We start from the raw sequence: 22,498 nt of genomic DNA, 5'->3' as shown, positions 1-22,498 counted from the left end.
TAATATGTTCCATCGTCAGGTTCTCTCCGTCTTGCTCAGCCACATCTCGTCCATGGCACCAAACTTGATCTGCATCGGATAGACGTGCTCATCCGGGTCGACCGAGATATCCATGAACACCAGCCGATCCTTCATGGCGAAGGCCTTCTCCATGGCGCTCTCCAGCTCCGCCGGATCGCTCACCGCGATACCGACGTGGCCGTAGGCTTCCGCCAGTTTGACGAAGTCTGGCAGGGACTCCATGTAAGAGTGGCTGTGACGACCGCCGTAGAACATCTTCTGCCACTGCTTGACCATGCCCAGCGCACGGTTGTTGATGGAGATGATCTTGATGGGCACCCCGTACTGCATGCAGGTAGAGAGCTCCTGAATGTTCATCTGCACCGAGCCGTCACCGGTGACGCAGCAGACCACCGCATCCGGGTTGGCAAACTGGGCCCCCATGGCGGCCGGAATACCGAAGCCCATGGTGCCGAGGCCCCCTGAGTTGATCCACTGGCGCGGTTTGGCAAACGGGTAGTAGAGGGCAGCAAACATCTGGTGCTGGCCCACGTCGGAGGCAACGAACGCCTGACCCTGAGTCACCTTGTAGAGGGTCTCGATAACCTGTTGCGGCTTGATCTGGGTGGCCGACTTTTCGTAGGCCAGACAGTGACGGGAGCGCCACTGGTTGATCTGGCTCCACCAGTCCGCCAGCGCCTCCTTGTCGTTATCGAAGCCACACTCGCGGATCACTTCCAGCATCTGCTCCAACACGGTTTCCACCGAGCCGACGATGGGCACATGGGCCTGCACCGTTTTGGAGATGGAGGTGGGGTCGATATCGATATGGACCACGGTCGCATTGGGGCAGAACTTGGCCACGTTGTTGGTGACTCGGTCATCGAAGCGGGCACCGACGGCGAAGATGAGATCCGCGTTGTGCATGGTCTTGTTGGCTTCGAAGGTGCCGTGCATCCCCAGCATGCCGATAAATTGCGGATGGACGCCGGAGAAGGCCCCCAGCCCCATCAGGGTGGTGGTCACCGGCAGGTTCAGCAGCTCCGCTAGTTTGGTCACCAGATGGTCCGCATTGGCGTTGATGGCGCCACCGCCCACGTACATCACCGGGCGCTGGGCTTCTACCAGCAGCTTGGCTGCCCGCTTGATCTGCCCTTTATGGCCAGACTTGGTCGGGTTGTAGGAGCGCAGGGAGACCGTCTCGGGATACTGGTAGGGGAATTTTTCTTTCGGGTTCTGCACATCTTTGGGCAGATCCACCACCACCGGCCCCGGGCGGCCGCTGGCGGCAATGTAGTAGGCCTTCTTGATGGCCTCGGGAATATCGCTCGCCTTCTTGCACAGGAAGCTGTGCTTCACCACCGGGCGGGAGATACCGATCATGTCGGTCTCCTGGAACGCATCCTCACCGATCATGCTGGTCGGCACCTGGCCGGAGAGGATCACCAGCGGAATGGAATCCATATAGGCGGTGGCAATACCGGTAATGCAGTTGGTCGCTCCCGGGCCTGACGTTACCAGCACAGTCCCCACCTTGCCGGTGGAACGGGCGTAACCGTCAGCCATGTGAACCGCGGCTTGCTCGTGCCGCACTAAGACATGCTCCATCTTGCCGTTTTCGAAGAGAGCGTCATAGATGTCGAGCACTGAGCCACCAGGGTAGCCGAAGACGTGCTCAACTCCCTGATCTTCCAGCGCTCTAACCACCATCTGGGCGCCTGATAACATCTCCATGATAAAGCCCTCCAGGCTTTGCTCCGTTTAGCGAATCCCGCCGACGATGCCGTGCTTCCCGGCACGGCCCGATCCGTTTCTTGTTGTTATCTGAATGCAGATCGGCCCAATTCAGCCCCGTCGACAGTAGAAAAAAAGGATTTTTCCGTCATTCACCCGAAAATAGGGTGAAAAACCAACTTAACCCGCTTCATAACGCTTGTCCACGGCTTTATCTGACCAGAACAGTCATACATTTCAACCGGCTATTAACATTCAATGACTTGCCGCAGCGACCATGAGACAAAAGGGAAGGAAGTCGGGGAATGGCCAGCGGATCATTCCGCTGAGGGGAAAAACAGCCACAAAAAAGCCCACCGCTCAGCGGTGGGCTTGATGCCGAATGATGACTCAGTTCTCCTGATCCGGCTCCGCCAACCAGATCTGCTGATCCGGATCGGTCTCTTCACTGACCGAAATGCTGACACCCATATCGAGCAACTCGTGCAGGGTAAGATTGTCAGCCAGGTTCATGACTTCGCCGTTTTCATTGGTAAAGCGCATTTGCTCCGTCCTCTCCTTGGTGGGATCGCCTTTCAGTCTAGTCAACAACGCTCACTTGCGATAACCAGCAACTGGATAAACAGTCGCCCCCATCCAGCTCGCTCAGGCGATCACTCACCTCCTCCGGAAACAGGGTGCGCGCCCAGAGCCGCCGCGACAGAGAGGCCACGCTCTCGTCAGCGCCCGCAGCCAACCAGCGGGCCAGCTCCCCCGCTACATCGGGGTAACAGACAGCCCCCGGCGAGGCGCTGTCGAGCCAGGTACGCACCAGATTGGCATCGAGCACATCCATCAGAGTTGCCAGCCCCATCATCTCCAGAGTCTTGCCATTGGTCAGCTGCTCGAACTGGCCGCCGAGGGGCTTGACCAACAGCTTCTTGCCGAGGGTGAGCGCCTCGGAACCCAGCTCGAAACCCGCGTTGGATATCACGCCGCGACAACCGGCCAGTACGGCGATAAACCCGTGCCGTGACGGCGGCTCGAAGCGCAGGTTGCGCCATTGGCTCGGGGTGCGAATGGCGGGGTGAAAGCAGACGAAGCGTTGCTGACCAAAGCGCGACAACAGGGCAGCGATCGCCTCGGTCTGCTCGAACGGCAGATAGACCAGGATCTCGCCGTTATCCGGCGCAGCGGTGATGGGGTCGATCACCGGCGGCAGCAAAGGGTGGCCGAAGTGAAACCAGTGCAGCCCGAGCGGCTGATCCACCGGGGCAAAGTGGCGCATCAGCTGGCGGCTGACCCCATCCTCCCCCCAGCGCGGGATGGGCCAGTTGAAGCTGGCCTGATGGCTGACGGTGAGGCTCGGTTTGCCATAGCGGCGGGCGGCGTGGGCGGTCAGCGGCTCAAAATCGCTCACCACCAGATCGTATTCGCTGCAATCGAGAGACCGCAGATCCCGCCAGAAAGTGAGCGGCGAGGCGGCCTGCAGGGTGCGCCACGGAGAAACTCGCCCCTCGTGGCTGACAAAAGTGAGGCCGGGAAAGGCGCGGTAGGCGCCGAACTCCTCCATGTCGAAGTAGCGGTCGGCAGGGCGGCCGCTAAAGAGATAATCCACCTCGACCCCTGCCGTGCGCAGCGCCCGCGCCAGGGTGCGACTGCGACTGATATGACCGTTGCCGGTGCCTTGCACCCCGAACAGTATCCTCATGAGTGGCTCCAGCCGAGCGCCAGCACGGCGCAACCGCCCCCCAGCAGGGCACCGGCCACCAGATCGCTCAGGTAGTGTACCCCGAGCAGCAGCCGGGATGCTCCCACCAGCGCCGCCCAACCAAACAGCAGGGGTGCCCAGAGCGGAAAGCCGGTGGCCAGTATGGTGGCCATCAGAAAAGCGGCGGCGGTGTGGCCGGAGGGGAGGCTGTAACGATCGGAGGGGGTGATAAAGACCGGCAAGCCGACCGGCCGTTGCCGTTTCAGGCTGTTTTTCAGCAGCAGATAGAGGGGCAGTTCGATGACGAAGGCAAGTAGCGCCAGTCGCACCAGCTCCCGCTCTGCTTCCCCCTGCCACCAGAGCAGGGCGGCCAGCACGACGTAAAGCGGGCCATCACCGGTACGGGAAATGAGACGACTCACCCTCGCCTGCTGCCGGTTGTAGCCGTGAAGCAGGCAGACCCGGCACACCTGCAGGTCCCATTGCTGGATCTTGTTCATATCCCCTCCTTCCCTGAATTCTGCTTGCAGAGTAAGAAAGCGGGATGACGTTACGTTGAACAAGGGATAACAGATTTATGAAAAAAGGGCCGAATGGCCCTTTTTAATCTCGATGTTGCGGCAAAATCAGTGGCTGCCGCGCAGACCGGTCTCCATCAGACGGCAGTTGTGGTCCGCCAGACGGGCCATGAAGTGCTCATCCACTTTCAGGCCAAACACCTGCTCGTAGAGATCTTTCATCACGAATGGCTGCCACATCATGCTGAGGAAGGAGATCTTCAGCATGTCGGGATCCAGATTGTCACCCAGCTCGCCGTTGGACTTCATTGTTTCCAGCAGGGCATCGAACTGCGGCAGCTGGCGTTCCAGCAGGCGGTTCAGCACAAAATCCCGGCCCGGGCTCTTCTCGGTCGACAATGCGCTGGAGATGGCAGAGGTCAGCTCGCTGTTGGGCGCCATCACCTGATAGTAGGTGTTGAGCAGCTCGTTGAGGCTGTGATTGCTGTGTTCATCTTGCCAGGCATGGTCGAGGGGCTCGGCGACATCGCCCAGCACCGCTTTGTAAAGACCCTCTTTACTGCCGAAGTAGTAGTGGATCATTGCCAGATTGGAGCCAGCAAGCTCCGCGATTTCGCGTGTAGTCACCTTGCTATAGGGAGTATTGAGAAAACGCTCACGGGCGGCAGCAAGCAACTTGTCACGAATGTCAGAACGTCCGACCGGACGACCAGGTCTACGTTTTTCCATTTAACACCTCAGATAATTCAGCCAATGCTGATAAGTCGATCTGGTTGTGCAGAGAATAGAGCACAGCAGGAATGACCAGATAATCGGTCATGGGCCGAATATGGGACAAGGAAATTTGCAATCCTTTACAATCCGATTAAATACGTCAGCAGATTGCCCCTGACCTTCCGTGTTGACACAGCATAAAAATCTCGATATTGGTAAAAGCGTTATCGACTGGAAGGAATAACAACGTCATGCGTATCGCCACCCCGCTACTACTAATCTCCCTAATCGCGTTAACTCGCGCGGGATCCTTGTAGCCGGGCTAAGGCATAGCCGGAATTTACAAAAACCCGTGCACCCTGCACGGGTTTTTTTATGCCGCCGCAGGATGCACGTTACCGAACTTAGGAAGAGGGAAGTCACATGTCAGATCGGGTCATCATATTCGACACCACCTTGCGTGATGGTGAGCAGGCCCTGGCGGCCAGTTTGACAGTCAAGGAGAAGCTGCAGATCGCCCAGGCACTGGAGCGGCTCGGTGTCGACGTCATGGAGGTGGGCTTCCCGGTCTCTTCTCCCGGCGATTTTCAATCGGTGCAGACCATCGCCCGCCACATCAAAAACAGCCGGGTCTGCGCCCTCGCCCGCGCCCTGCCCAAGGATATCGACGCCGCCGGCGAAGCCTTGCGGGTCGCCGAGGCGTTTCGCATCCACACCTTTATCTCCACCTCCTCCATCCATGTGGAGAGCAAGCTGAAAAAGAGCTTCGAAGATGTGCTGGAGATGGGGGTCGGCGCCATCAAGCACGCCCTGCGCTACACCGATGATGTGGAGTTCTCCTGCGAGGATGCGGGCCGCACGCCGATCGATAATCTCTGCCGCATGGTGGAGGCCGCCATCAAGGCTGGCGCCCGCACCATCAATATCCCCGATACCGTGGGCTACACGGTACCAACCGAGTTCTCCGGCATCATCCACACCCTGTTCAACCGGGTACCCAACATCGACAAGGCGATCATCTCGGTCCACTGCCACGATGATCTGGGGCTCTCGGTGGCCAACTCCATCGGCGCGGTGCAGATGGGGGCCCGCCAGATCGAGTGCACCATCAACGGCATCGGCGAGCGGGCGGGCAACTGCTCGCTGGAAGAGGTCGCGATGATCCTCAAAACCCGCGCCGACCTGCTCGGGGTACAAACAAATATCCGCCACAGCGAAATTCATCGCACCAGCACGCTGGTCAGCCAGCTCTGCAACATGCCGGTGCAGCCCAACAAGGCGATCGTCGGGGCCAACGCCTTCTCCCACAGCTCCGGCATCCATCAGGATGGGGTGCTCAAGGCGAAAAATACCTACGAAATCATCACTCCCGAGAGCATCGGCCTGACCCAGAACAACCTCAACATGACCTCCCGCTCCGGCCGCCACGTTATCAAGCACCGGATGGAGTCCATGGGTTATGCCGAGAGCAGCTACGACCTCGACCACCTCTATGGCAAATTCCTGACCCTGGCCGACAAGAAGGGTCAGGTGTTCGACTACGACCTCGAAGCGCTGGCCTTCTTCAGCCAAATCCACGAAGAGCCGGAGCACTTCAAACTGGAGTACCTCGGGGTGCAGAGCGGCAGCTCGGTACTGGCCACCGCCTCGGTCAAATTGAAGGTGGGTCAGGATCTGATCTGTGAAGCGGCCACCGGCAATGGCCCGGTGGATGCGGTCTACCAGTGCATCAACCGCATCACCGGCTATGAGATCCGCATCGACAAATACGCCCTCAAGAGCAAGGGCGAAGGGGAAGATGCCCTCGGTCAGGTCGATATCGTCGCCGAGTACAAAGGGCGCAAATTCCACGGCATGGGACTGGCCACCGACATCATCGAATCCTCGGCCCACGCCCTGCTCCATGTGATCAACAGCATCTGGCGCGCCGATCAGGTCGCCGAGCAGATGGAACGCAATAACAGCATCAAATCAGAAACCGTCTGAACAGGGCTCGGTACCAAACAGACGGAATGGAATGACAGCATCAAATCGGAAACCGTCTGAGCAGGACTCGCTGCCACACAGACGGCATGGAATGACAACATCAAGACGGGGAACGTCTGAACCGGCAACCGCGCGCAGCGTCGGGGAAACCGGACAGAGGGATCTCAAAGACAATATCAGGATGGAGAGTGTATGAGCAGTTATCGGATCGCAGTATTGCCGGGTGACGGCATTGGCCCGGAAGTGATGGCCGAAGCCGTCAAGGTGCTGGAGAAGGTGCAGGCCAGGTTCGGCCTCGCCTTCGAGTATGATAACCATGACGTGGGCGGCATCGCCATCGACAACCACGGCACCCCGCTGCCGCAAAGCACGATCAAAGGCTGCGAAGCGGCCGATGCCGTGCTGTTTGGCTCGGTGGGCGGCCCGAAATGGGAGCATCTGCCGCCCAACGATCAGCCTGAGCGTGGTGCCCTGCTGCCCCTGCGTGCCCACTTCAAACTGTTCTGCAACCTGCGCCCGGCCCGCATCTACACCGGTCTGGAACAGTTCTCCCCGCTGCGTGCCGACATCTCGGATCGCGGTTTTGACATCGCCTGCGTACGCGAGCTGACCGGCGGCATCTACTTCGGCCAGCCCAAGGGGCGCGAGGGAGAAGGCGCGAAAGAGAAGGCGTTCGACACAGAGGTGTATCACCGCTTCGAGATTGAGCGCATCGCCAAGATTGCCTTTGAGTCGGCGCGTGTGCGCCGTGGCAAGGTCACCTCCATCGACAAGGCCAACGTGCTCGCCTCTTCCATTCTGTGGCGCGAGGTGGTGACGCAAGTTGCCAAGGATTATCCCGATGTCGAACTGAACCATATGTATATCGACAACGCCACTATGCAGCTCATCAAGGATCCATCCCAGTTCGATGTGCTGCTCTGCTCCAACCTGTTTGGCGACATTCTCTCCGACGAGTGTGCCATGATCACTGGCTCCATGGGGCTGCTCCCCTCCGCCAGCCTCAACGAATCGGGTTTCGGCCTGTTCGAACCGGCCGGTGGTTCGGCCCCGGATATCGCCGGCAAGGGTATTGCGAATCCCATTGCCCAGATCCTCTCCGCCGCCCTGATGCTGCGTTGCAGCCTAGGCCAAGAGGCTGCCGCCCAGGCCATTGAGCAGGCCGTGGCCCAGACCCTGGCCGAGGGTTACTTCACCGCCGACCTGCATCAGGCCAGCGCCCGCCATCCGGTGCAGAGCACGTCCGAGATGGGTAGCCAGATCGCCGCCCGGATCTGAGCCACATAACAGAGAACAAGGAAGAGAGAAGCAATGGCCAAGACCCTCTATCAGAAAGTATTCGACGCCCACGTGGTACGGGAAGTGGAGGAGGAGACCCCCCTCATCTACATCGACCGCCATCTGGTGCATGAAGTGACCAGCCCGCAGGCATTCGACGGCCTGCGCGCCATGAATCGCCAGCTGCGCCGCCCGGATCTGACCTGGGCCACCATGGATCACAACGTCTCCACCACCACCAAGGACATCGCCGCCTCCGGCGAGATGGCCCGCATCCAGATGGAGACGCTGGCCGATAACTGCAAAGAGTTCGGGGTTCGCCTCTACGATCTCAACCACAAATATCAGGGGATCGTCCATGTGATGGGCCCCGAGCTCGGCATCACTTTGCCCGGCACCACCATCGTCTGCGGTGACTCCCACACTGCCACCCACGGCGCCTTCGGTTCGCTGGCGTTCGGTATCGGCACCTCCGAAGTGGAACATGTGATGGCGACCCAGACCCTGAAACAGGGCCGCGCCAAGACCATGCGCATTTCGGTCAATGGCAAGCTGGCCGAGGGCATCAGCGCCAAAGACGTGGTACTGGCCATTATCGGCAAGGTCGGCCACGCCGGTGGTACCGGCTACGTGGTGGAGTTCGCTGGCGATGCCATTGCGAACCTCTCCATGGAAGGGCGGATGACGGTGTGCAACATGGCCATCGAGCTCGGCGCCAAGGCCGGCATGATCGCCCCCGACCAGACCACCATCGACTACATTCGTGGCAAGGAGTTTGCCCCCAAGGGCGAGGTACTGGAGCAGGCCATCGCCTACTGGCAGAGCCTCAAGAGCGATGAAGGTGCCCACTTCGATGCCGAAGTGGTGCTGGACGCCGCCGACATCGCCCCGCAGGTCACCTGGGGTACCAATCCGGGGCAGGTGATTGCCGTTAATGAACCCATTCCGGCACCGGAATCCTTTAGCGATCTGATGGAGCAGCAGTCCGCCCGCAAGGCTCTGGCCTACATGGACTTGCAACCGGGCCAGAAGCTCTCCGACGTCGCCATCGACAAGGTGTTCATCGGCTCGTGCACCAACAGCCGCATCGAGGATCTGCGCGCCGCCGCCGCCATCGCCCGCGGTCGCAAGGTCGCCGCTGGCGTGCAGGCGCTGGTGGTGCCTGGCTCAGAGCAGGTGAAGGCGCAGGCCGAAGCCGAGGGTCTGGACAAGATCTTCATCGAGGCTGGCTTTGAGTGGCGCCTGCCCGGCTGCTCCATGTGTCTGGCCATGAACAACGACCGACTGCAACCGGGGGAGCGCTGCGCCTCCACCAGCAACCGCAACTTCGAAGGGCGTCAGGGCCGCGCCGGCCGCACCCATCTGGTGAGCCCGGCCATGGCCGCCGCTGCCGCCGTCACCGGCCGCTTCGCCGACATTCGCGCACTGTAAGAGGACATTTCGATGACAGGATTCAAACAGCATAAAGGGATCGTCGTCCCCCTCGACAGCGCCAACGTCGACACCGACGCCATCATTCCCAAACAGTTTTTGCAGAAGGTCAACCGCATCGGTTTCGGCAAGCACCTGTTCCACGACTGGCGCTTCCTCGACGATGCCGGCCAGCAGCCGAACCTCGAGTTCGTGCTCAACCAACCGCAATTCGCCGGTGCCAGCATCCTGCTGGCTCGCGAGAACTTCGGCTGCGGGTCTAGTCGCGAGCACGCCCCCTGGGCGCTGGCCGACTACGGCTTCAAGACCATCATAGCGCCGAGCTTTGCCGACATCTTCTACGGCAACGCCATCAACAATGGCATGGTGCCGGTGCGCCTGAAGGAGGAGGAGGTCGATGCCCTGTTCCAGCTGGTGGCCGCCCAGCCGGGCATCGAGATCGAGGTGGATCTGGAAGCGAATAAGGTGCGCGCAGCTAGCCTCAGCTTCGGTTTCGAGATCGATGAATTCCGCCGTTACTGTCTGCTCAACGGCTTGGATGCCATCGGTCTGACCCTGCAGCACGAGGCCGCCATCAGCGCCTTTGAGGCGAAGCAGCCGAGCTGGATTTAACGCGCCAGTTGCAAAAAAACGAGTAGAATCAACAGGGAGCTTCGGCTCCCTGTTTTACCGTCCGCTACGCTTCCCAATTTGGGCCACCGGAACTGGCCCGTGCCACAGGAAAGGATGATGAAGAGACCGACGGCAATTCCTCTGCTCTGTGCCCTGCTGCTTGCCCTGCCTGCGGGGGCCAGCCAAACCAGCTTCAACAACAGCCTCGGCCAGATCAGCGTCGGCTGGCAGGATAGCGAAGGCAAATCCCAACAGCTCACCTACCGGCTCGAACAGGGCAAGTTACCGCCTCTCATCGCCTATCGCCCGGCCAGAATGCAGGAGGAGGTATTGCAGGTATTGCTGCGGAAGGTGCGCCAGAACTACCCCGAGGTGCAGTTCACCCTCTCCCGCCCCTCGCTGGAGCTGCATCTGAAAAGCCGCAATCAGGACAAGGCACGCGAGGCGATGGCCTTTCTGCAGTCCAAGCGGAGCAAAGAGGAGCAGGCGTGGCTGACCAAACACTACTTCCAGTACTTCAACACCCCCGACGGGCAGCTGGCGGTGAAGCAAGATCATGTGCGCATCGCGCTGGAGAGTCGCAGCGGGCTGGCTCCGCTGGCGGATCAGCTCAAACAGCAGGGCAGTACCGAAACAGAAGCGCGCCAGAAAACCGTGGCCCATATGCTCACCTTTATCCAGAGCATCCCCTATCAGCAGCTCGACAGCCTGAATGGAAGACAGGGCAAGGGCTTCCTCCCGCCCCGTCAGGTACTGGAACAGAACCGGGGTGATTGCGACAGCAAGGTAACCCTGATGGCCGCCATGCTGGCCCAGCTCTTTCCCGAGCTGAAACAGGCCATGGTGTTCGTCCCCGGCCATGCCCTGCTGGCTGTTGACCTGCCCGCCAAGCCGGGGGATGCGACCCTCAACTGGCAGGGGCAAAACTACCTGCTGCTCGAACCCACAGGCCCCGCCACCTTGCCTGCGGGGCAAATAGCATCGACCAGCAAAACGCTGGTCGATAGCAAGCAGTTGAGCGTGCAGCCGGTTCAGGAGAAAGGGTAATCCCCTCCCTCTGCCGATGGGGAGAGAGGATTAACCCTGAGGCAGAAACTCTACCGCCAGCAGCAACCCGCTCTCCTCCTCCAGTACCCGTATAATACGCGCATGTGCTTCAAAGGGGGGCAACAGGTTGTTGTTGGTGGCAAGACTGATCCGGATGGGCTGATTGATGTCGAGCTGGTGTTCAGAGACCGCAATCCCCATGCCGTTGGCACTGAGATCCCGGCAGATCCCCTCCAGCTCCAGCTGCTGCTGATAGACGGTGACCGGAGCATTGATGACCATGCGCGCAAAGGCACGCCTTTCCTTGGTATTGGTAAGCACGCAAACATCCTCTGTTGGGTGGGCGTCATCTCATGGGTATTGCACAATTGTGCTGGTCTACCCAAAAGAACGTTAATACAATGCGGTTCGTTTCTCAAACGGGGTGCGGTTTACCGCTGAGATTATACCCGTGAACCTGATCCAGATAATGCTGGCGGAGGAATTTGAGGCATGGCGCTCATTTTTTGCGCCCTCACCCGCTGGCACCTCGTTATTAACAAGTAATAGGGAGTGCCACCCATGAAGACCCTGCTGCTGATCACCACCGGCCTGCTGTCGGCCAATGTGTTCGCCGCCGACCCCCTCACCGTCTACACCTACAGCTCCTTCACTGCCGAGTGGGGTCCGGGGCCCAAGATCAAACAGGCCTTCGAGAAAGAGTGCAACTGCACCCTCAATCTGGTTCCCCTCGAAGATGGGGTCGCCATCCTCAACCGACTGCGGCTGGAGGGCAACCACAGCAAGGCCGATCTGGTGCTGGGGCTCGACGATGCCCTCATCAGTGAAGCCAAGCAGAGCGGCCTGTTCGCCCCCCATCCCGCCAAGCTGGATGGCATCAAGGTGCCGGGTGGCTGGCAGGATGACACCTTCGTCCCCTACGACTACGGCTACTTCGCCTTCGTCTATGACAAGGACAAACTCAAGCAGCCGCCCAAGAGCCTGAAAGAGCTGGTGGAGCGCCCCGACCTCAAGGTGATCTATCAGGATCCCCGCACCTCCACCCCGGGGCAGGGGCTGATGCTGTGGATGAAGTCTGTCTACGGCGACAAGGCGCCTGCCGCCTGGGCCGAGCTTGCCAAAAAGACGGTCACCGTCACCAAGGGGTGGTCAGAGGCTTATGGCATGTTCCTCGATGGCGAAGCGGACATGGTGCTCTCCTACACCACCTCTCCGGCCTATCACCTGATTGCCGAGAGCAAGCCCCAGTATCAGGCTGCCGCCTTCGAGGAGGGTCACTACCGTCAGGTTGAAGTGGCCGCCAAGCTGAAGAGCGCCAAACAGGAGAAGCTGGCTGACCAGTTCCTGCAATTTATGGTGAGCCCCGCCTTCCAGCAGGAAATCCCGACCGGCAACTGGATGTATCCGGTTATCGACACGCCGCTGCCCAAGGGCTTCGAGCAGATGATCACCGTAACCAAGCCGCTCGCCTTCAGCAGCGATCAGGTGGCCGCCAATCGCAAAGGGTGGATCCGCGAGTGGCTGCAAGCCGTCACCCAGTGAGCCGTTATCTAAAACCACAGGCTCGTCCCCTCTGGTGGTTACCAGGCAGTGCAGCCACCCTGTTGATCCTGCTGTTATCCCTAGGGCCGCTCGCGGCCCTGTTGTGGCAGGCCGGTTCGCTGGCCCCCCGCACCCTGCTCGCAGATCCTTATCTGCGTCATGTGCTGGGCTTCAGTCTGGGGCAGGCACTGCTCTCCACCCTGCTGAGCCTGGGGCTGGCCATTCCGGTGGCCCGCGCGCTGGCGCGGCGGCGCTTCCTTGGCCGCACCCTGCTGATCAAGCTGTTTGGTCTCTCGCTGGTGCTGCCAGTCATCATCGCCATCTTCGGCATAGTAGCGGTACACGGCAAGCAGGGGTGGCTGCCGCAGCTGCTGCGCACCTTGGGGCTGGATCCCGGCAATTATCTCTACGGCCTGTTCGGCATCCTGCTGGCCCACGTTTTCTTCAACATGCCACTGGCGGCCCGGCTGATGCTGCAGAGCATAGAGAGCATCCCCGAATCGAGCTGGCGCCTTGCCAGCCAGCTCGGCATGCGCTCATCCCACATCTTCCGGCTGCTGGAGTGGCCACTTATTCGCGGCATATTGCCGGGGCTGGCCAGCCTCATCTTTATGCTCTGCTTCACCAGCTTCACCACAGTGCTGGCGCTGGGAGGCGGGCCGAAATCCACCACGCTGGAGGTGGCCGTCTATCAGGCGCTGCGCTTTGACTTCGATCTCGCCACCGCGGGCGGACTGGCGCTGGTGCAGCTCATCCTGACCGCCGCCCTGCTCGCCCTGCAGCACAAGCTGCAGAGCACCCCGGCCAGCAGGGTGACCCCCCGTCGTCCCTGCCTGCGGCCGGATCGCCATCAGCCAGGCACGGCCGTGGTGGATCTCCTCTCGCTCAGCATCGGGCTCGCCATCTTTCTGCCACCGTTGCTTGCCATCGTAATGGCAGGCCTTCAACCCGGCCTGCTGACAGCGCTCACCTCAAGCAAGCTGTGGCAGGCGAGCGGCCAGTCGCTGCTGATTGCGCTGGCGGCAGGCACCCTGGCGACCCTGCTCGGCAGCGGCCTGCTGCTCACCAGCCGTCACCTCAAGGTGCGCACCCGCCAGCGGCGAGCTGCCGCCCTGTGGGAGGCCAGCGGTTCGGTGATCCTGATGATCCCTGCGATGGTGCTCTCTACCGGTCTCTTTATCCTGTTTATGCCCTTTGCCGACGTGTTCGCCCTCGGCCCCTGGCTGGTGGTACTGGTCAACGCCCTGATGGCGCTGCCCTATGTGATGCGCACCCTCTCAGCCCCCATGCAGCTGGTGGTGCGCCAATACGACCGGCTGGCGGACAGCCTGGGGGTACGTGGCCTGCATCGCCTGCGACTGGTGGAGTGGCCGCTGCTGCGCCGCCCGCTGGCACTGGCGATGGCGCTGTCGATGATCCTCTCGCTGGGGGATCTCGGCGCCATCGCCATGTTTGGCAGTCAGGAGCTCACCACCCTGCCCTGGCTGCTCTACCAACAGCTTGGCAGCTATCGATTGACCGAGGCGGCCGCCACCGCTCTGCTGCTGCTGACACTCTGTTTCTCCCTGTTCTGGCTGGTGGAACGGGGGCTTGGAGGAAAACATGCTGAACATTGATATGCTTGCGACCAGCTACCCCGACTGGCGCGTCAGCTTCAGCGCGAAGCTGCCCAAGGGGGAGATCACCGCACTGATTGGCCCAAGCGGCGCAGGCAAGTCGACCCTGCTCGGGATGATCGCCGGTTTCGTGCCGGTGGAGTCAGGCAGCCTCAGCTTCGATGGCGAAGATCTGTTGCCGCTGGACCCGGCTGAGCGGCCAGTCACCACCCTGTTTCAGGATCACAACCTGTTCCTGCACCTGTCGGTGTTCAACAACATCGCTATCGGCCTTCACCCGGGTCTGCGCCTGAGTGCCGCCCAGCGGGCACAGGTGGTCGATGCAGCCGCGCGGGTTGGCCTCGGCGAGATGCTAAGCCGCCTGCCGGAGCAGCTCTCCGGCGGCCAGCAGCAGCGGGTCGGGCTGGCCCGTGCGCTGGTGCGGGGCAAACCGCTGCTGCTGCTGGATGAACCCTTCTCGGCCCTCGATCCGGCCCTGCGTCGGGAGATGCTGGCCGAAGTGGCCCGCCTCGCCTGCGAGCAGGGCATTACCGTACTGATGGTCTCCCACAATCCGGAAGATGCCCAGCTGATTGCCGATCAGGTGCTGTTTGTGGACGAGGGGCGGATCGCCCTGCAGGGAAAGCCGGATATTCTGCAAAACAGCGATCATCCCGGGCTACTACGCTATCTGGGTCGTACGCAGGGCTCATGACCGGCGACGGGCTCAAAAAAGGGGAAGCCGGATGGCTTCCCCTTTCACATGCAGAGCTCCCGTTAAATCAGAGATTTTCCTCGGCGAACGAAGCCAGTCGGCTGCGCACCACGCCGTTGAGGAAGATGTTGGCACTGCCGTCAAAATCCTTGAAGCGCTCGACGATGTAGGTGAGACCCGAGGTCACCGGGCTCAGGTAGTTGGAGTCGATCTGGGCCAGGTTACCGGAGCAGACGATCTTGGTGCCCTCGCCGCAGCGGGTGATGATGGTCTTGATCTGGGACGCGGTCAGGTTCTGGCACTCATCCAGCAACACGAAGGTGTTCTGGATGCTGCGCCCGCGCATGAAGTTGACCGATTTGAACTGGATGTTGGCCTTCTCCATGATGTAGCTGAGCGAGCCGCTCATGTTCTCGTCCTGCTTATGCAGCACCTCCAGGGTGTCGGTCACCGCCGCCAACCAGGGCATCATCTTCTCCTCTTCGGTGCCGGGCAGAAAGCCGATGCTTTCAGCAATTTCCGGGGTATTCCGGGTGACGATCACCTTCTCGTAAATGCCCTTCTCAATCACCAGCTCCAGCGCAGCAGCCATGGCCAGCAAGGTCTTGCCGCAACCGGCCGGGCCGGTCAGGATCACCAGATCGATGTGCGGATCGAGCAGTGCATCCAGCGCCATCCCCTGATAGACGTTCTTGGGATGGACACCCCACGCCTTGCGGGACATCAGTCGCTCGCGACCCAGATCCTTGATGCGGATCTTGTTGCCGTCGTGACTGAGCACCCGGGCTGCGAAGAAATTCTCTTCATCCACCAGATACTGGTTTACGTGAACCCCCTCCAGCAGGTTGGCATCGATCACATGGATGGTGTCGCGGCCGTGGGTCTCGCTCTCACACTCGCCAACCCGCTCCCAGAAGCTGCCGGGCACCACCTGAAAACCCTTGGCCAGCAGGCGGATATCATCGATCAACTGGTCACTACGGTAATCTTCAACGTGAGCAAGCCCGGCCCCTTTGGCTTTGAGGCGCATGTTGATGTCTTTGGTGACCAGCACCACCTGACGCTTCAACTCATGCTTTTGCAGATAGAGGGCCGCGTTGATGATGCGGTTGTCGGCCTCCTTGTCGGTAAACACCTCGGCATCCTGCGGCAGATGGTGATCGCTGAAGATGCAGATATTGCCGCTCGCTTCGCCAGCCAGCGGCACGCCCTGGGTGATCTGATCCGGGGTTGCATCGCGGAAGACATCTTCCAGCGCACGAATGGCCACCCGCGCGTCGCGGCTGACATCCTTGTTGCGATCCTTGATGTTATCGAGCTCTTCCAGCACCGTCATGGGGATGAGCACGTCGTGCTCTTTGAAGGAGTAGATAGCGAGGGGTTCGTGAAGCAGAACGTTGGTATCCAGGATAAACAGCTTTCGGTCCGTATTGTCCATAAGCATCCTCCTTGGCACTGAAGGGCCACGTGTGTGAATCTCAGATGTCATTGAAACCACACGGCCGTGACAGTTTTATTACCCTCAACGCTACGCCCGATTTTACTATCGCGCAACAAATCACTTGGCCGCCTAATTTGATTGCGCATAAAAACAGCAATACAAAGACCGGCACTGTGGCCGGTCTTTTTTCTATCGTTCAACTACTTGAGCATGTTTGTCAGCCGCACTTGGAGTCGCCACAGTTGAGGCAGGTCATGCAGCCATCCTTCAGCACCAGCGCCTTGGTGTGGCACTTGTAGCAGAGCGCGGCATTGGCCGGGAAACCGCTGCCAGCCTGTTGCTCTTCGGCCTCCTGAGCGGCTTTCAATTCAGCCTGTTTCTCGGCCAGAAACGCCTGCTGATGCTCGTCCAGCCCCGGCGCCTTGAGCATGCCGATCTCGGTGAGATGGCTCTCGATCACGTTGCCAATTTCGGCGATCAGCGATGGAACGTACTTGCCCTTGTTCCAGTAGCCGCCCTTGGGATCAAACACCGAGCGCAGCTCCTCCACCAGGAAGGTGACATCCCCACCTTTGCGGAATACGGCTGAGATAATGCGGGTCAGCGCAACGATCCACTGGTAGTGTTCCAGGCTCTTTGAGTTGATGAAGATCTCGAACGGGCGGCGGGTTTCGTGAACAGTACCCTCGTTGAGAATGATGTCGTTGATGGTGATGAACAGCGAGTGCTCGGAGACATGCTCCGGCGTCTTCAGCTTGTAGGTGGTGCCCATCAGTCGCTCCGGACGCAGCACGGTTTCATGCATGTGCACCACGTCATCCTGCGGGGACAGCTCTTCTTGCGGCTCATCCTTGGTACGCACCTTGTAGGCGACGATTTTCTTGTCGATCTTTTTGACCATAATGTCGTTCTCAGAATTTACCGTAGTAGCCTTCTTTCAAGGCATCGTAGAGGTTGGCAGCAGTGTGCAGCTCACCATCGTATTCAATCTCTTCGTTCCCCTTGACGGAGATGACGGAGCCATCCTCCAGGGTGAAATCGTACAGGGTGTTCTCCAGATCCTTCTCCTTCACCAGCACGCCCTGGAAGGCCTCCGGATTGAAGCGGAAGGTGGTGCAGCCCTTGAGGCCGGAGTCCGAGGCATACATGTAGATGTCCTTGAACTGCTCGAACGGGAAATCAGTCGGCACGTTGGCAGTCTTGGAGATGGAGGAGTCGATCCAGCGCTGGGCCGCCGCCTGAATGTCCACATGTTGCGCCGGGGTGATGTCATCAGCAGTAATGAAGTAGTCCGGCAGACGGCTCGCCTCATCATCGGCATACGGCATGGCGGCCGGATTCACCAGCTCGCGATAGGCCAACAGCTCGAAGGAGTAGACATCTACGCTCTCCTTGCTCTTCTTGCCCGGCTTGATGACGTTGCGGCTGTAGTGGTGAGCAAAGCTCGGCTCAATGCCGTTGCTGGCGTTGTTGGCCAGTGACAGCGAGATGGTGCCGGTCGGTGCAATACTGCTGTGGTGAGTGAAACGCCCACCCACTTCGGCCAGCTCGGTGACCAGCGCAGGATCTACTTCGGCAACCTGCTGCATATAACGGCTGTAGCGCGCATGCAGCACCTTGCCCTTCACCTTGTCACCCACCTTGATGCCATCAGCCGCCATTTCCGGGCGCAGACGCAGCATCTTGCCAGTCACTTCAAACTCCTGCTCCATGATGGGGGCAGAGCCTTTCTCCTTGGCCAGACGCAGTGACTCCTGCCAGCCGGTCATCGCCAGCTCCTGAGATACCTGCTCGGTAAAGGCGACTGACGCGGCAGAACCGTATTTGATCTGCAGCATGGTCAGGGTCGAACCAAGCCCCAGGAAGCCCATGCCATGACGGCGCTTGTTGATGATCTCCTCGCGCTGCTTGGCCAGCGGCAGCTGATTGATCTCCACCACGTTGTCGAGCATGCGGGTAAAGATGGCCACGACCTTGCGAAACGCCTGCCAATCGAACGCAGCGTTTTCAGTAAAAGGGGCGCGCACAAACTTGGTCAGATTGACCGAGCCAAGCAGGCAGGCACCGTAAGGCGGCAACGGCTGCTCACCACAGGGGTTGGTCGCGCGGATCTCTTCACAGAACCAGTTGTTGTTCATCTGGTTGACCTTGTCGATCAGGATGAAGCCGGGCTCTGCATAGTCATAGGTGGAGGTCATGATGACATTCCACAGCTTGCGGGCTGGCAGGGTCTTGTAGACCTTACAAGCGACCTGCCCCAACTCGTTGAATACAACCCCTTCCTTGTTGGGCCAGTCGGCCCAGAGCACCTGAGCGGGATCGTCCAGCGCAATGCCATCCTGCTCCACCTCTTTAGCGGTGTAGGGGAAAATCAGCTGCCAGGGGGCATCCTCTTTCACCGCCTTGACGAAATCTTCGGTGATGAGCAGGGAGAGGTTGAACTGACGCAGGCGACCATCTTCACGCTTGGCCTGAATAAACTCGATCACATCAGGATGACGGATATCCATGGTGCCCATCTGGGCGCCACGACGGCCACCGGCTGACGAGACGGTGAAACACATCTTGTCATAGATATCCATAAAGGAGAGCGGGCCGGAAGTGTAGGCACCTGCACCGGAGACAAAGGCACCGCGCGGGCGCAGGGTCGAGAAGTCATAGCCGATACCGCACCCGGCTTTCAGGGTCAGGCCAGCCTCGTGCACCTTGCCGAGGATATCGTCCATCGAATCTTCGATGGTGCCGGAAACAGTACAGTTGATGGTTGAAGTGGCAGGCTTGTGCTCAAACGCCCCCGCATTAGAGGTGATGCGGCCCGCCGGAATGGCACCATTGCGCAGTGCCCACAGGAACGGCTCATACCAGGCCTCAGGTTCCAGCTCCTGCTCTGCCAACGCACGGGCTACCCGCTGGTAGGTCTCGTCGATAGAGCTGTCGATGGGAGTGCCATCCTTGCTCTTGAGGCGATACTTGCTATCCCAGATCTCGAGGGACGTTTCCTGCATGGGGATAAGGCGGGAGCCAAGCTCACTCTCCAGCACCGGGTTCGATTTAGCCATTTTCAATCAACCTTATGTGAATGCATCGACATCATGACAACAGCAGAAAACACAACTAATGGTGCCATCTAAAATTAATGACACAACATATAGTAAACCTGATGCCATGAGGGCGCCGATTCTAACCTAAAAAAATGCCCCGGCCAGCAGATTTCTGGACCGAGGCACTTAACTGATTAATTTACTGAGAGATTTAACACTCAGAGATAGATCAGGGCTTCTTGACGTAAACCGTCGGTGTTTCACCCGCCATATTCAGATAGAACTCGTAGACGCCATCAGCATCAGGTGAGAACTTCATGTCCTCATACTTGGAACAGGGGTTGACCGGCACCGCCTCACCACCCAACACGGCAACACCATCACTCGGGCTCTTGTAGCCAAAGTTGGTACCGCAGCTCCAGCCTGAATCAGCAAACTTGAACTTGTAGGGGGCCCACTCTTTCTTGAGGGTGCCTTTGGCCATATAGAGCTTGTCGGCCACCTTGACTACCTTGCTTTCATCAGTCGCCATCCAGTCGTTCATCTCCCCGCGCAGGTAGATGGACTTGCCACCGAAGTCGCTGTTGTCTGCCCCCGCCTGCTCTGCACCACCATTGGATGCGCAACCGCCTAATACCAGGGTTCCCGCCGCCAGCATCATCGTTACTGTTCTTTTGAACATGGGTCTATTCCTTAAATTATTGTGATTCCTTGGTCCATCCATGTGGACTGAAGAATTAAACCAGAGCAGGCATCACAAGAAAGGTAGAGGCATCACATTCTGTGCTTTTTATATCCAACACATTGAACTAGTGAGGAAATATCGAACAGAAAAGAGGCCTTTTTGGGGCTTTAGAAGGGTAATCAATGAATGACAAGAAGGGGAAAGTCTAATAATCCGGCAACGTGCTGAATTGCAGGCAATAAAAAACCCCGCTCGATGAGCGGGGTTTCTTGTATTGGGTGCCTGGCAGTGTCCTACTCTCGCATGGCGAATGCCACACTACCATCGGCGCTACCGCGTTTCACTTCTGAGTTCGGCATGGGATCAGGTGGTTCCACGGCGCTATGGCCGCCAGGCAAAAATCTTCAATCTGAGAAAGCTGACGTAAGTAATTCGTTCATTCGCTACAAGGCCAGAAACACTTCTTGGGTGTTGTATGGTTAAGCCTCACGGGTAATTAGTATGGGTTAGCTCAACACATCACTGCGCTTACACACCCCACCTATCAACGTTGTGGTCTCCAACGGCCCTTTAGGACCCTCAAGGGGTCAGGGATGACTCATCTCAGGGCTCGCTTCCCGCTTAGATGCTTTCAGCGGTTATCGATTCCGAACTTAGCTACCGGGCAGTGCCACTGGCGTGACAACCCGAACACCAGAGGTTCGTTCACTCCGGTCCTCTCGTACTAGGAGCAACTCCCTTCAATCATCCAACGCCCACGGCAGATAGGGACCGAACTGTCTCACGACGTTCTGAACCCAGCTCGCGTACCACTTTAAATGGCGAACAGCCATACCCTTGGGACCGACTTCAGCCCCAGGATGTGATGAGCCGACATCGAGGTGCCAAACACCGCCGTCGATATGAACTCTTGGGCGGTATCAGCCTGTTATCCCCGGAGTACCTTTTATCCGTTGAGCGATGGCCCTTCCATTCAGAACCACCGGATCACTATGACCTACTTTCGTACCTGCTCGACCTGTCCGTCTCGCAGTTAAGCTGGCTTATGCCATTGCACTAACCTCCTGATGTCCGACCAGGATTAGCCAACCTTCGTGCTCCTCCGTTACTCTTTGGGAGGAGACCGCCCCAGTCAAACTACCCACCAGGCACTGTCCGCGAGCCCGATTCAGGGCCCTGCGTTAGAACATCAAACATACAAGGGTGGTATTTCAAGGACGGCTCCAGCGCAACTGGCGTCACGCCTTCAAAGCCTCCCACCTATCCTACACATGTAGGTTCAATGTTCAGTGCCAAGCTGTAGTAAAGGTTCACGGGGTCTTTCCGTCTAGCCGCGGGTACACCGCATCTTCACGGCGAATTCGATTTCACTGAGTCTCGGGTGGAGACAGCATGGCCATGGTTACACCATTCGTGCAGGTCGGAACTTACCCGACAAGGAATTTCGCTACCTTAGGACCGTTATAGTTACGGCCGCCGTTTACCGGGGCTTCGATCAAGAGCTTCGCTTGCGCTAACCCCATCAATTAACCTTCCGGCACCGGGCAGGTGTCACACCCTATACGTCCACTTTCGTGTTTGCAGAGTGCTGTGTTTTTGATAAACAGTCCCAGCCATCTGGTCACTGCGACTCCCAACTGCTCCATCCGCAAGGGACTTCACTGTCAAGAGCGAACCTTCTCCCGAAGTTACGGTTCTATTTTGCCTAGTTCCTTCACCCGAGTTCTCTCAAGCGCCTTGGTATTCTCTACCCGACCACCTGTGTCGGTTTGGGGTACGATGACTTGTAATCTGAAGCTTAGAGGCTTTTCCTGGAAGCAGGGCATCAATGGCTTCCACACCGTAGTGTGTTCGTCTCGTGTCTCAGTGTTGTGTCTCCGGATTTGCCTAGAAACACCACCTACGCACTTTCACCAGGACAACCGTCGCCTGGCCCACCTAGCCTTCTCCGTCCCCCCATCGCAATTACAAGTCGTGCAGGAATATTAACCTGCTTCCCATCGACTACGCCTTTCGGCCTCGCCTTAGGGGTCGACTCACCCTGCCCCGATTAACGTTGGACAGGAACCCTTGGTCTTCCGGCGAGGAGGCTTTTCACCCCCTTTATCGTTACTTACGTCAGCATTCGCACTTCTGATATCTCCAGCATACCTCTCGATACACCTTCGCAGACTTACAGAACGCTCCCCTACCACTCACACATAAGTGTGAATCCGCGGCTTCGGTGCCTGGTTTGAGCCCCGTTACATCTTCCGCGCAGGCCGACTCGACTAGTGAGCTATTACGCTTTCTTTAAATGATGGCTGCTTCTAAGCCAACATCCTAGCTGTCTGAGCCTTCCCACATCGTTTCCCACTTAACCAGAACTTTGGGACCTTAGCCGGCGGTCTGGGTTGTTTCCCTCTTCACGACGGACGTTAGCACCCGCCGTGTGTCTCCCGGATATTACTTACTGGTATTCGGAGTTTG

Annotated in this window: 18 protein-coding genes, 2 rRNA genes and 1 riboswitch (1 of these 21 only partly in view); of the genes, 8 read left to right on the top strand and 12 right to left on the bottom strand. The window is 58.9% G+C overall.

Going from position 1 to position 22,498, the window contains the following annotated elements; genetic code table 11:
* Window positions 1-15: 15 nt before the first annotated feature.
* From I6L44_RS20290 to I6L44_RS20270, 5 genes are all read right to left on the bottom strand, one after another.
* Window positions 16-1,734: an acetolactate synthase 3 large subunit gene (locus tag I6L44_RS20290; RefSeq protein WP_005339146.1), complete on the bottom strand. Its 1,719-nt coding sequence runs from the start codon at window positions 1,732-1,734 to the stop codon at window positions 16-18.
* A 390-nt stretch (window positions 1,735-2,124) separates the two neighbouring features.
* Window positions 2,125-2,277, bottom strand: coding sequence for a hypothetical protein (locus I6L44_RS20285; protein WP_005339147.1), 153 nt, complete (start codon window positions 2,275-2,277; stop codon window positions 2,125-2,127).
* Between the two features lie 37 nt (window positions 2,278-2,314).
* Window positions 2,315-3,424, bottom strand: a complete 1,110-nt coding sequence (locus I6L44_RS20280; protein WP_216952901.1) for an MJ1255/VC2487 family glycosyltransferase — start codon at window positions 3,422-3,424, stop codon at window positions 2,315-2,317.
* A complete protein-coding gene (locus tag I6L44_RS20275) occupies window positions 3,421-3,924 on the bottom strand; it encodes a phosphatase PAP2 family protein (RefSeq protein ID WP_199415536.1) in 504 nt (167 codons plus the stop codon). The genes I6L44_RS20280 and I6L44_RS20275 overlap by 4 nt, the downstream gene beginning before the upstream one ends.
* Before the next feature lie 126 nt (window positions 3,925-4,050).
* A complete protein-coding gene (locus tag I6L44_RS20270; protein WP_005349170.1) occupies window positions 4,051-4,671 on the bottom strand; it encodes a TetR/AcrR family transcriptional regulator in 621 nt (206 codons plus the stop codon).
* 408 nt (window positions 4,672-5,079) lie between these two features.
* Here I6L44_RS20270 and leuA point away from each other — a divergent pair, with 408 nt between their 5' ends.
* The 5 genes from leuA (at window position 5,080) to I6L44_RS20245 (ending at window position 11,010) form a co-directional block, all read left to right on the top strand.
* On the top strand, window positions 5,080-6,642 hold the full coding sequence (leuA, locus tag I6L44_RS20265) for a 2-isopropylmalate synthase (RefSeq protein ID WP_058057212.1): 1,563 nt from the start codon (window positions 5,080-5,082) through the stop codon (window positions 6,640-6,642).
* Between the two features lie 192 nt (window positions 6,643-6,834).
* The gene (gene leuB, locus I6L44_RS20260; protein ID WP_111900669.1) at window positions 6,835-7,920 is read left to right on the top strand and encodes a 3-isopropylmalate dehydrogenase; all 1,086 of its coding nucleotides are present in this window, start codon (window positions 6,835-6,837) and stop codon (window positions 7,918-7,920) included.
* Between the two features lie 33 nt (window positions 7,921-7,953).
* A complete protein-coding gene (gene leuC / locus I6L44_RS20255) occupies window positions 7,954-9,351 on the top strand; it encodes a 3-isopropylmalate dehydratase large subunit (protein ID WP_111900668.1) in 1,398 nt (465 codons plus the stop codon).
* A gap of 12 nt (window positions 9,352-9,363) precedes the next feature.
* Window positions 9,364-9,963 carry a 3-isopropylmalate dehydratase small subunit gene (gene leuD, locus I6L44_RS20250; RefSeq protein WP_199415535.1) on the top strand — a complete coding sequence of 200 codons (600 nt, stop codon included), beginning with the start codon at window positions 9,364-9,366 and terminating at the stop codon, window positions 9,961-9,963.
* A gap of 117 nt (window positions 9,964-10,080) precedes the next feature.
* On the top strand, window positions 10,081-11,010 hold the full coding sequence (locus tag I6L44_RS20245) for a transglutaminase domain-containing protein (RefSeq protein WP_216954536.1): 930 nt from the start codon (window positions 10,081-10,083) through the stop codon (window positions 11,008-11,010).
* A 30-nt stretch (window positions 11,011-11,040) separates the two neighbouring features.
* Here I6L44_RS20245 and I6L44_RS20240 read toward each other — a convergent pair whose 3' ends face one another.
* A complete protein-coding gene (locus tag I6L44_RS20240; protein WP_216952900.1) occupies window positions 11,041-11,331 on the bottom strand; it encodes a PilZ domain-containing protein in 291 nt (96 codons plus the stop codon).
* 89 nt (window positions 11,332-11,420) lie between these two features.
* Window positions 11,421-11,511: riboswitch (TPP riboswitch) on the top strand.
* Between the two features lie 60 nt (window positions 11,512-11,571).
* On the opposite strand from I6L44_RS20240, the gene thiB reads away from it, so the two are divergent.
* Genes thiB through thiQ form a run of 3 tightly spaced genes read left to right on the top strand, consistent with a single transcriptional unit; the run spans window position 11,572 to window position 14,862 of the window.
* Entirely contained in the window at window positions 11,572-12,552 is a 981-nt protein-coding gene (thiB, locus tag I6L44_RS20235; RefSeq protein WP_139710424.1) for a thiamine ABC transporter substrate binding subunit, read from the top strand.
* Complete coding sequence (gene thiP, locus I6L44_RS20230) at window positions 12,549-14,168, top strand: thiamine/thiamine pyrophosphate ABC transporter permease (RefSeq protein ID WP_216952899.1); 1,620 nt, start codon at window positions 12,549-12,551, stop codon at window positions 14,166-14,168. Before thiB ends, thiP begins: the two co-directional genes overlap by 4 nt.
* The gene (gene thiQ / locus I6L44_RS20225) at window positions 14,155-14,862 is read left to right on the top strand and encodes a thiamine ABC transporter ATP-binding protein (RefSeq protein WP_216952898.1); all 708 of its coding nucleotides are present in this window, start codon (window positions 14,155-14,157) and stop codon (window positions 14,860-14,862) included. The genes thiP and thiQ overlap by 14 nt, the downstream gene beginning before the upstream one ends.
* A gap of 67 nt (window positions 14,863-14,929) precedes the next feature.
* On the opposite strand, the gene I6L44_RS20220 is transcribed toward thiQ, so the two are convergent.
* The 6 genes from I6L44_RS20220 to I6L44_RS20195 all read right to left on the bottom strand — a co-directional run.
* Entirely contained in the window at window positions 14,930-16,300 is a 1,371-nt protein-coding gene (locus tag I6L44_RS20220; RefSeq protein WP_005358170.1) for a PhoH family protein, read from the bottom strand.
* Window positions 16,301-16,520: 220 nt separating this feature from the next.
* On the bottom strand, window positions 16,521-17,204 hold the full coding sequence (locus tag I6L44_RS20215) for an NrdJb (RefSeq protein WP_216952897.1): 684 nt from the start codon (window positions 17,202-17,204) through the stop codon (window positions 16,521-16,523).
* A 10-nt stretch (window positions 17,205-17,214) separates the two neighbouring features.
* Window positions 17,215-19,362 (bottom strand): adenosylcobalamin-dependent ribonucleoside-diphosphate reductase, encoded by a 2,148-nt coding sequence (locus I6L44_RS20210; protein ID WP_216952896.1) that lies wholly within the window; start codon window positions 19,360-19,362, stop codon window positions 17,215-17,217.
* A 211-nt stretch (window positions 19,363-19,573) separates the two neighbouring features.
* Entirely contained in the window at window positions 19,574-20,026 is a 453-nt protein-coding gene (locus tag I6L44_RS20205; protein ID WP_005349109.1) for a pullulanase, read from the bottom strand.
* A 283-nt stretch (window positions 20,027-20,309) separates the two neighbouring features.
* Window positions 20,310-20,424: ribosomal RNA gene (gene rrf / locus I6L44_RS20200) — 5S ribosomal RNA — on the bottom strand.
* 80 nt (window positions 20,425-20,504) lie between these two features.
* Window positions 20,505-22,498: ribosomal RNA gene (locus I6L44_RS20195) — 23S ribosomal RNA — on the bottom strand (it continues 896 nt past the right edge of the window).

Origin of the sequence: Aeromonas sp. FDAARGOS 1414 (assembly GCF_019047065.1) — a bacterium.
GTDB lineage: Bacteria > Pseudomonadota > Gammaproteobacteria > Enterobacterales > Aeromonadaceae > Aeromonas > Aeromonas veronii_A.
This window is presented reverse-complemented; position numbering and strand designations above follow the sequence as displayed.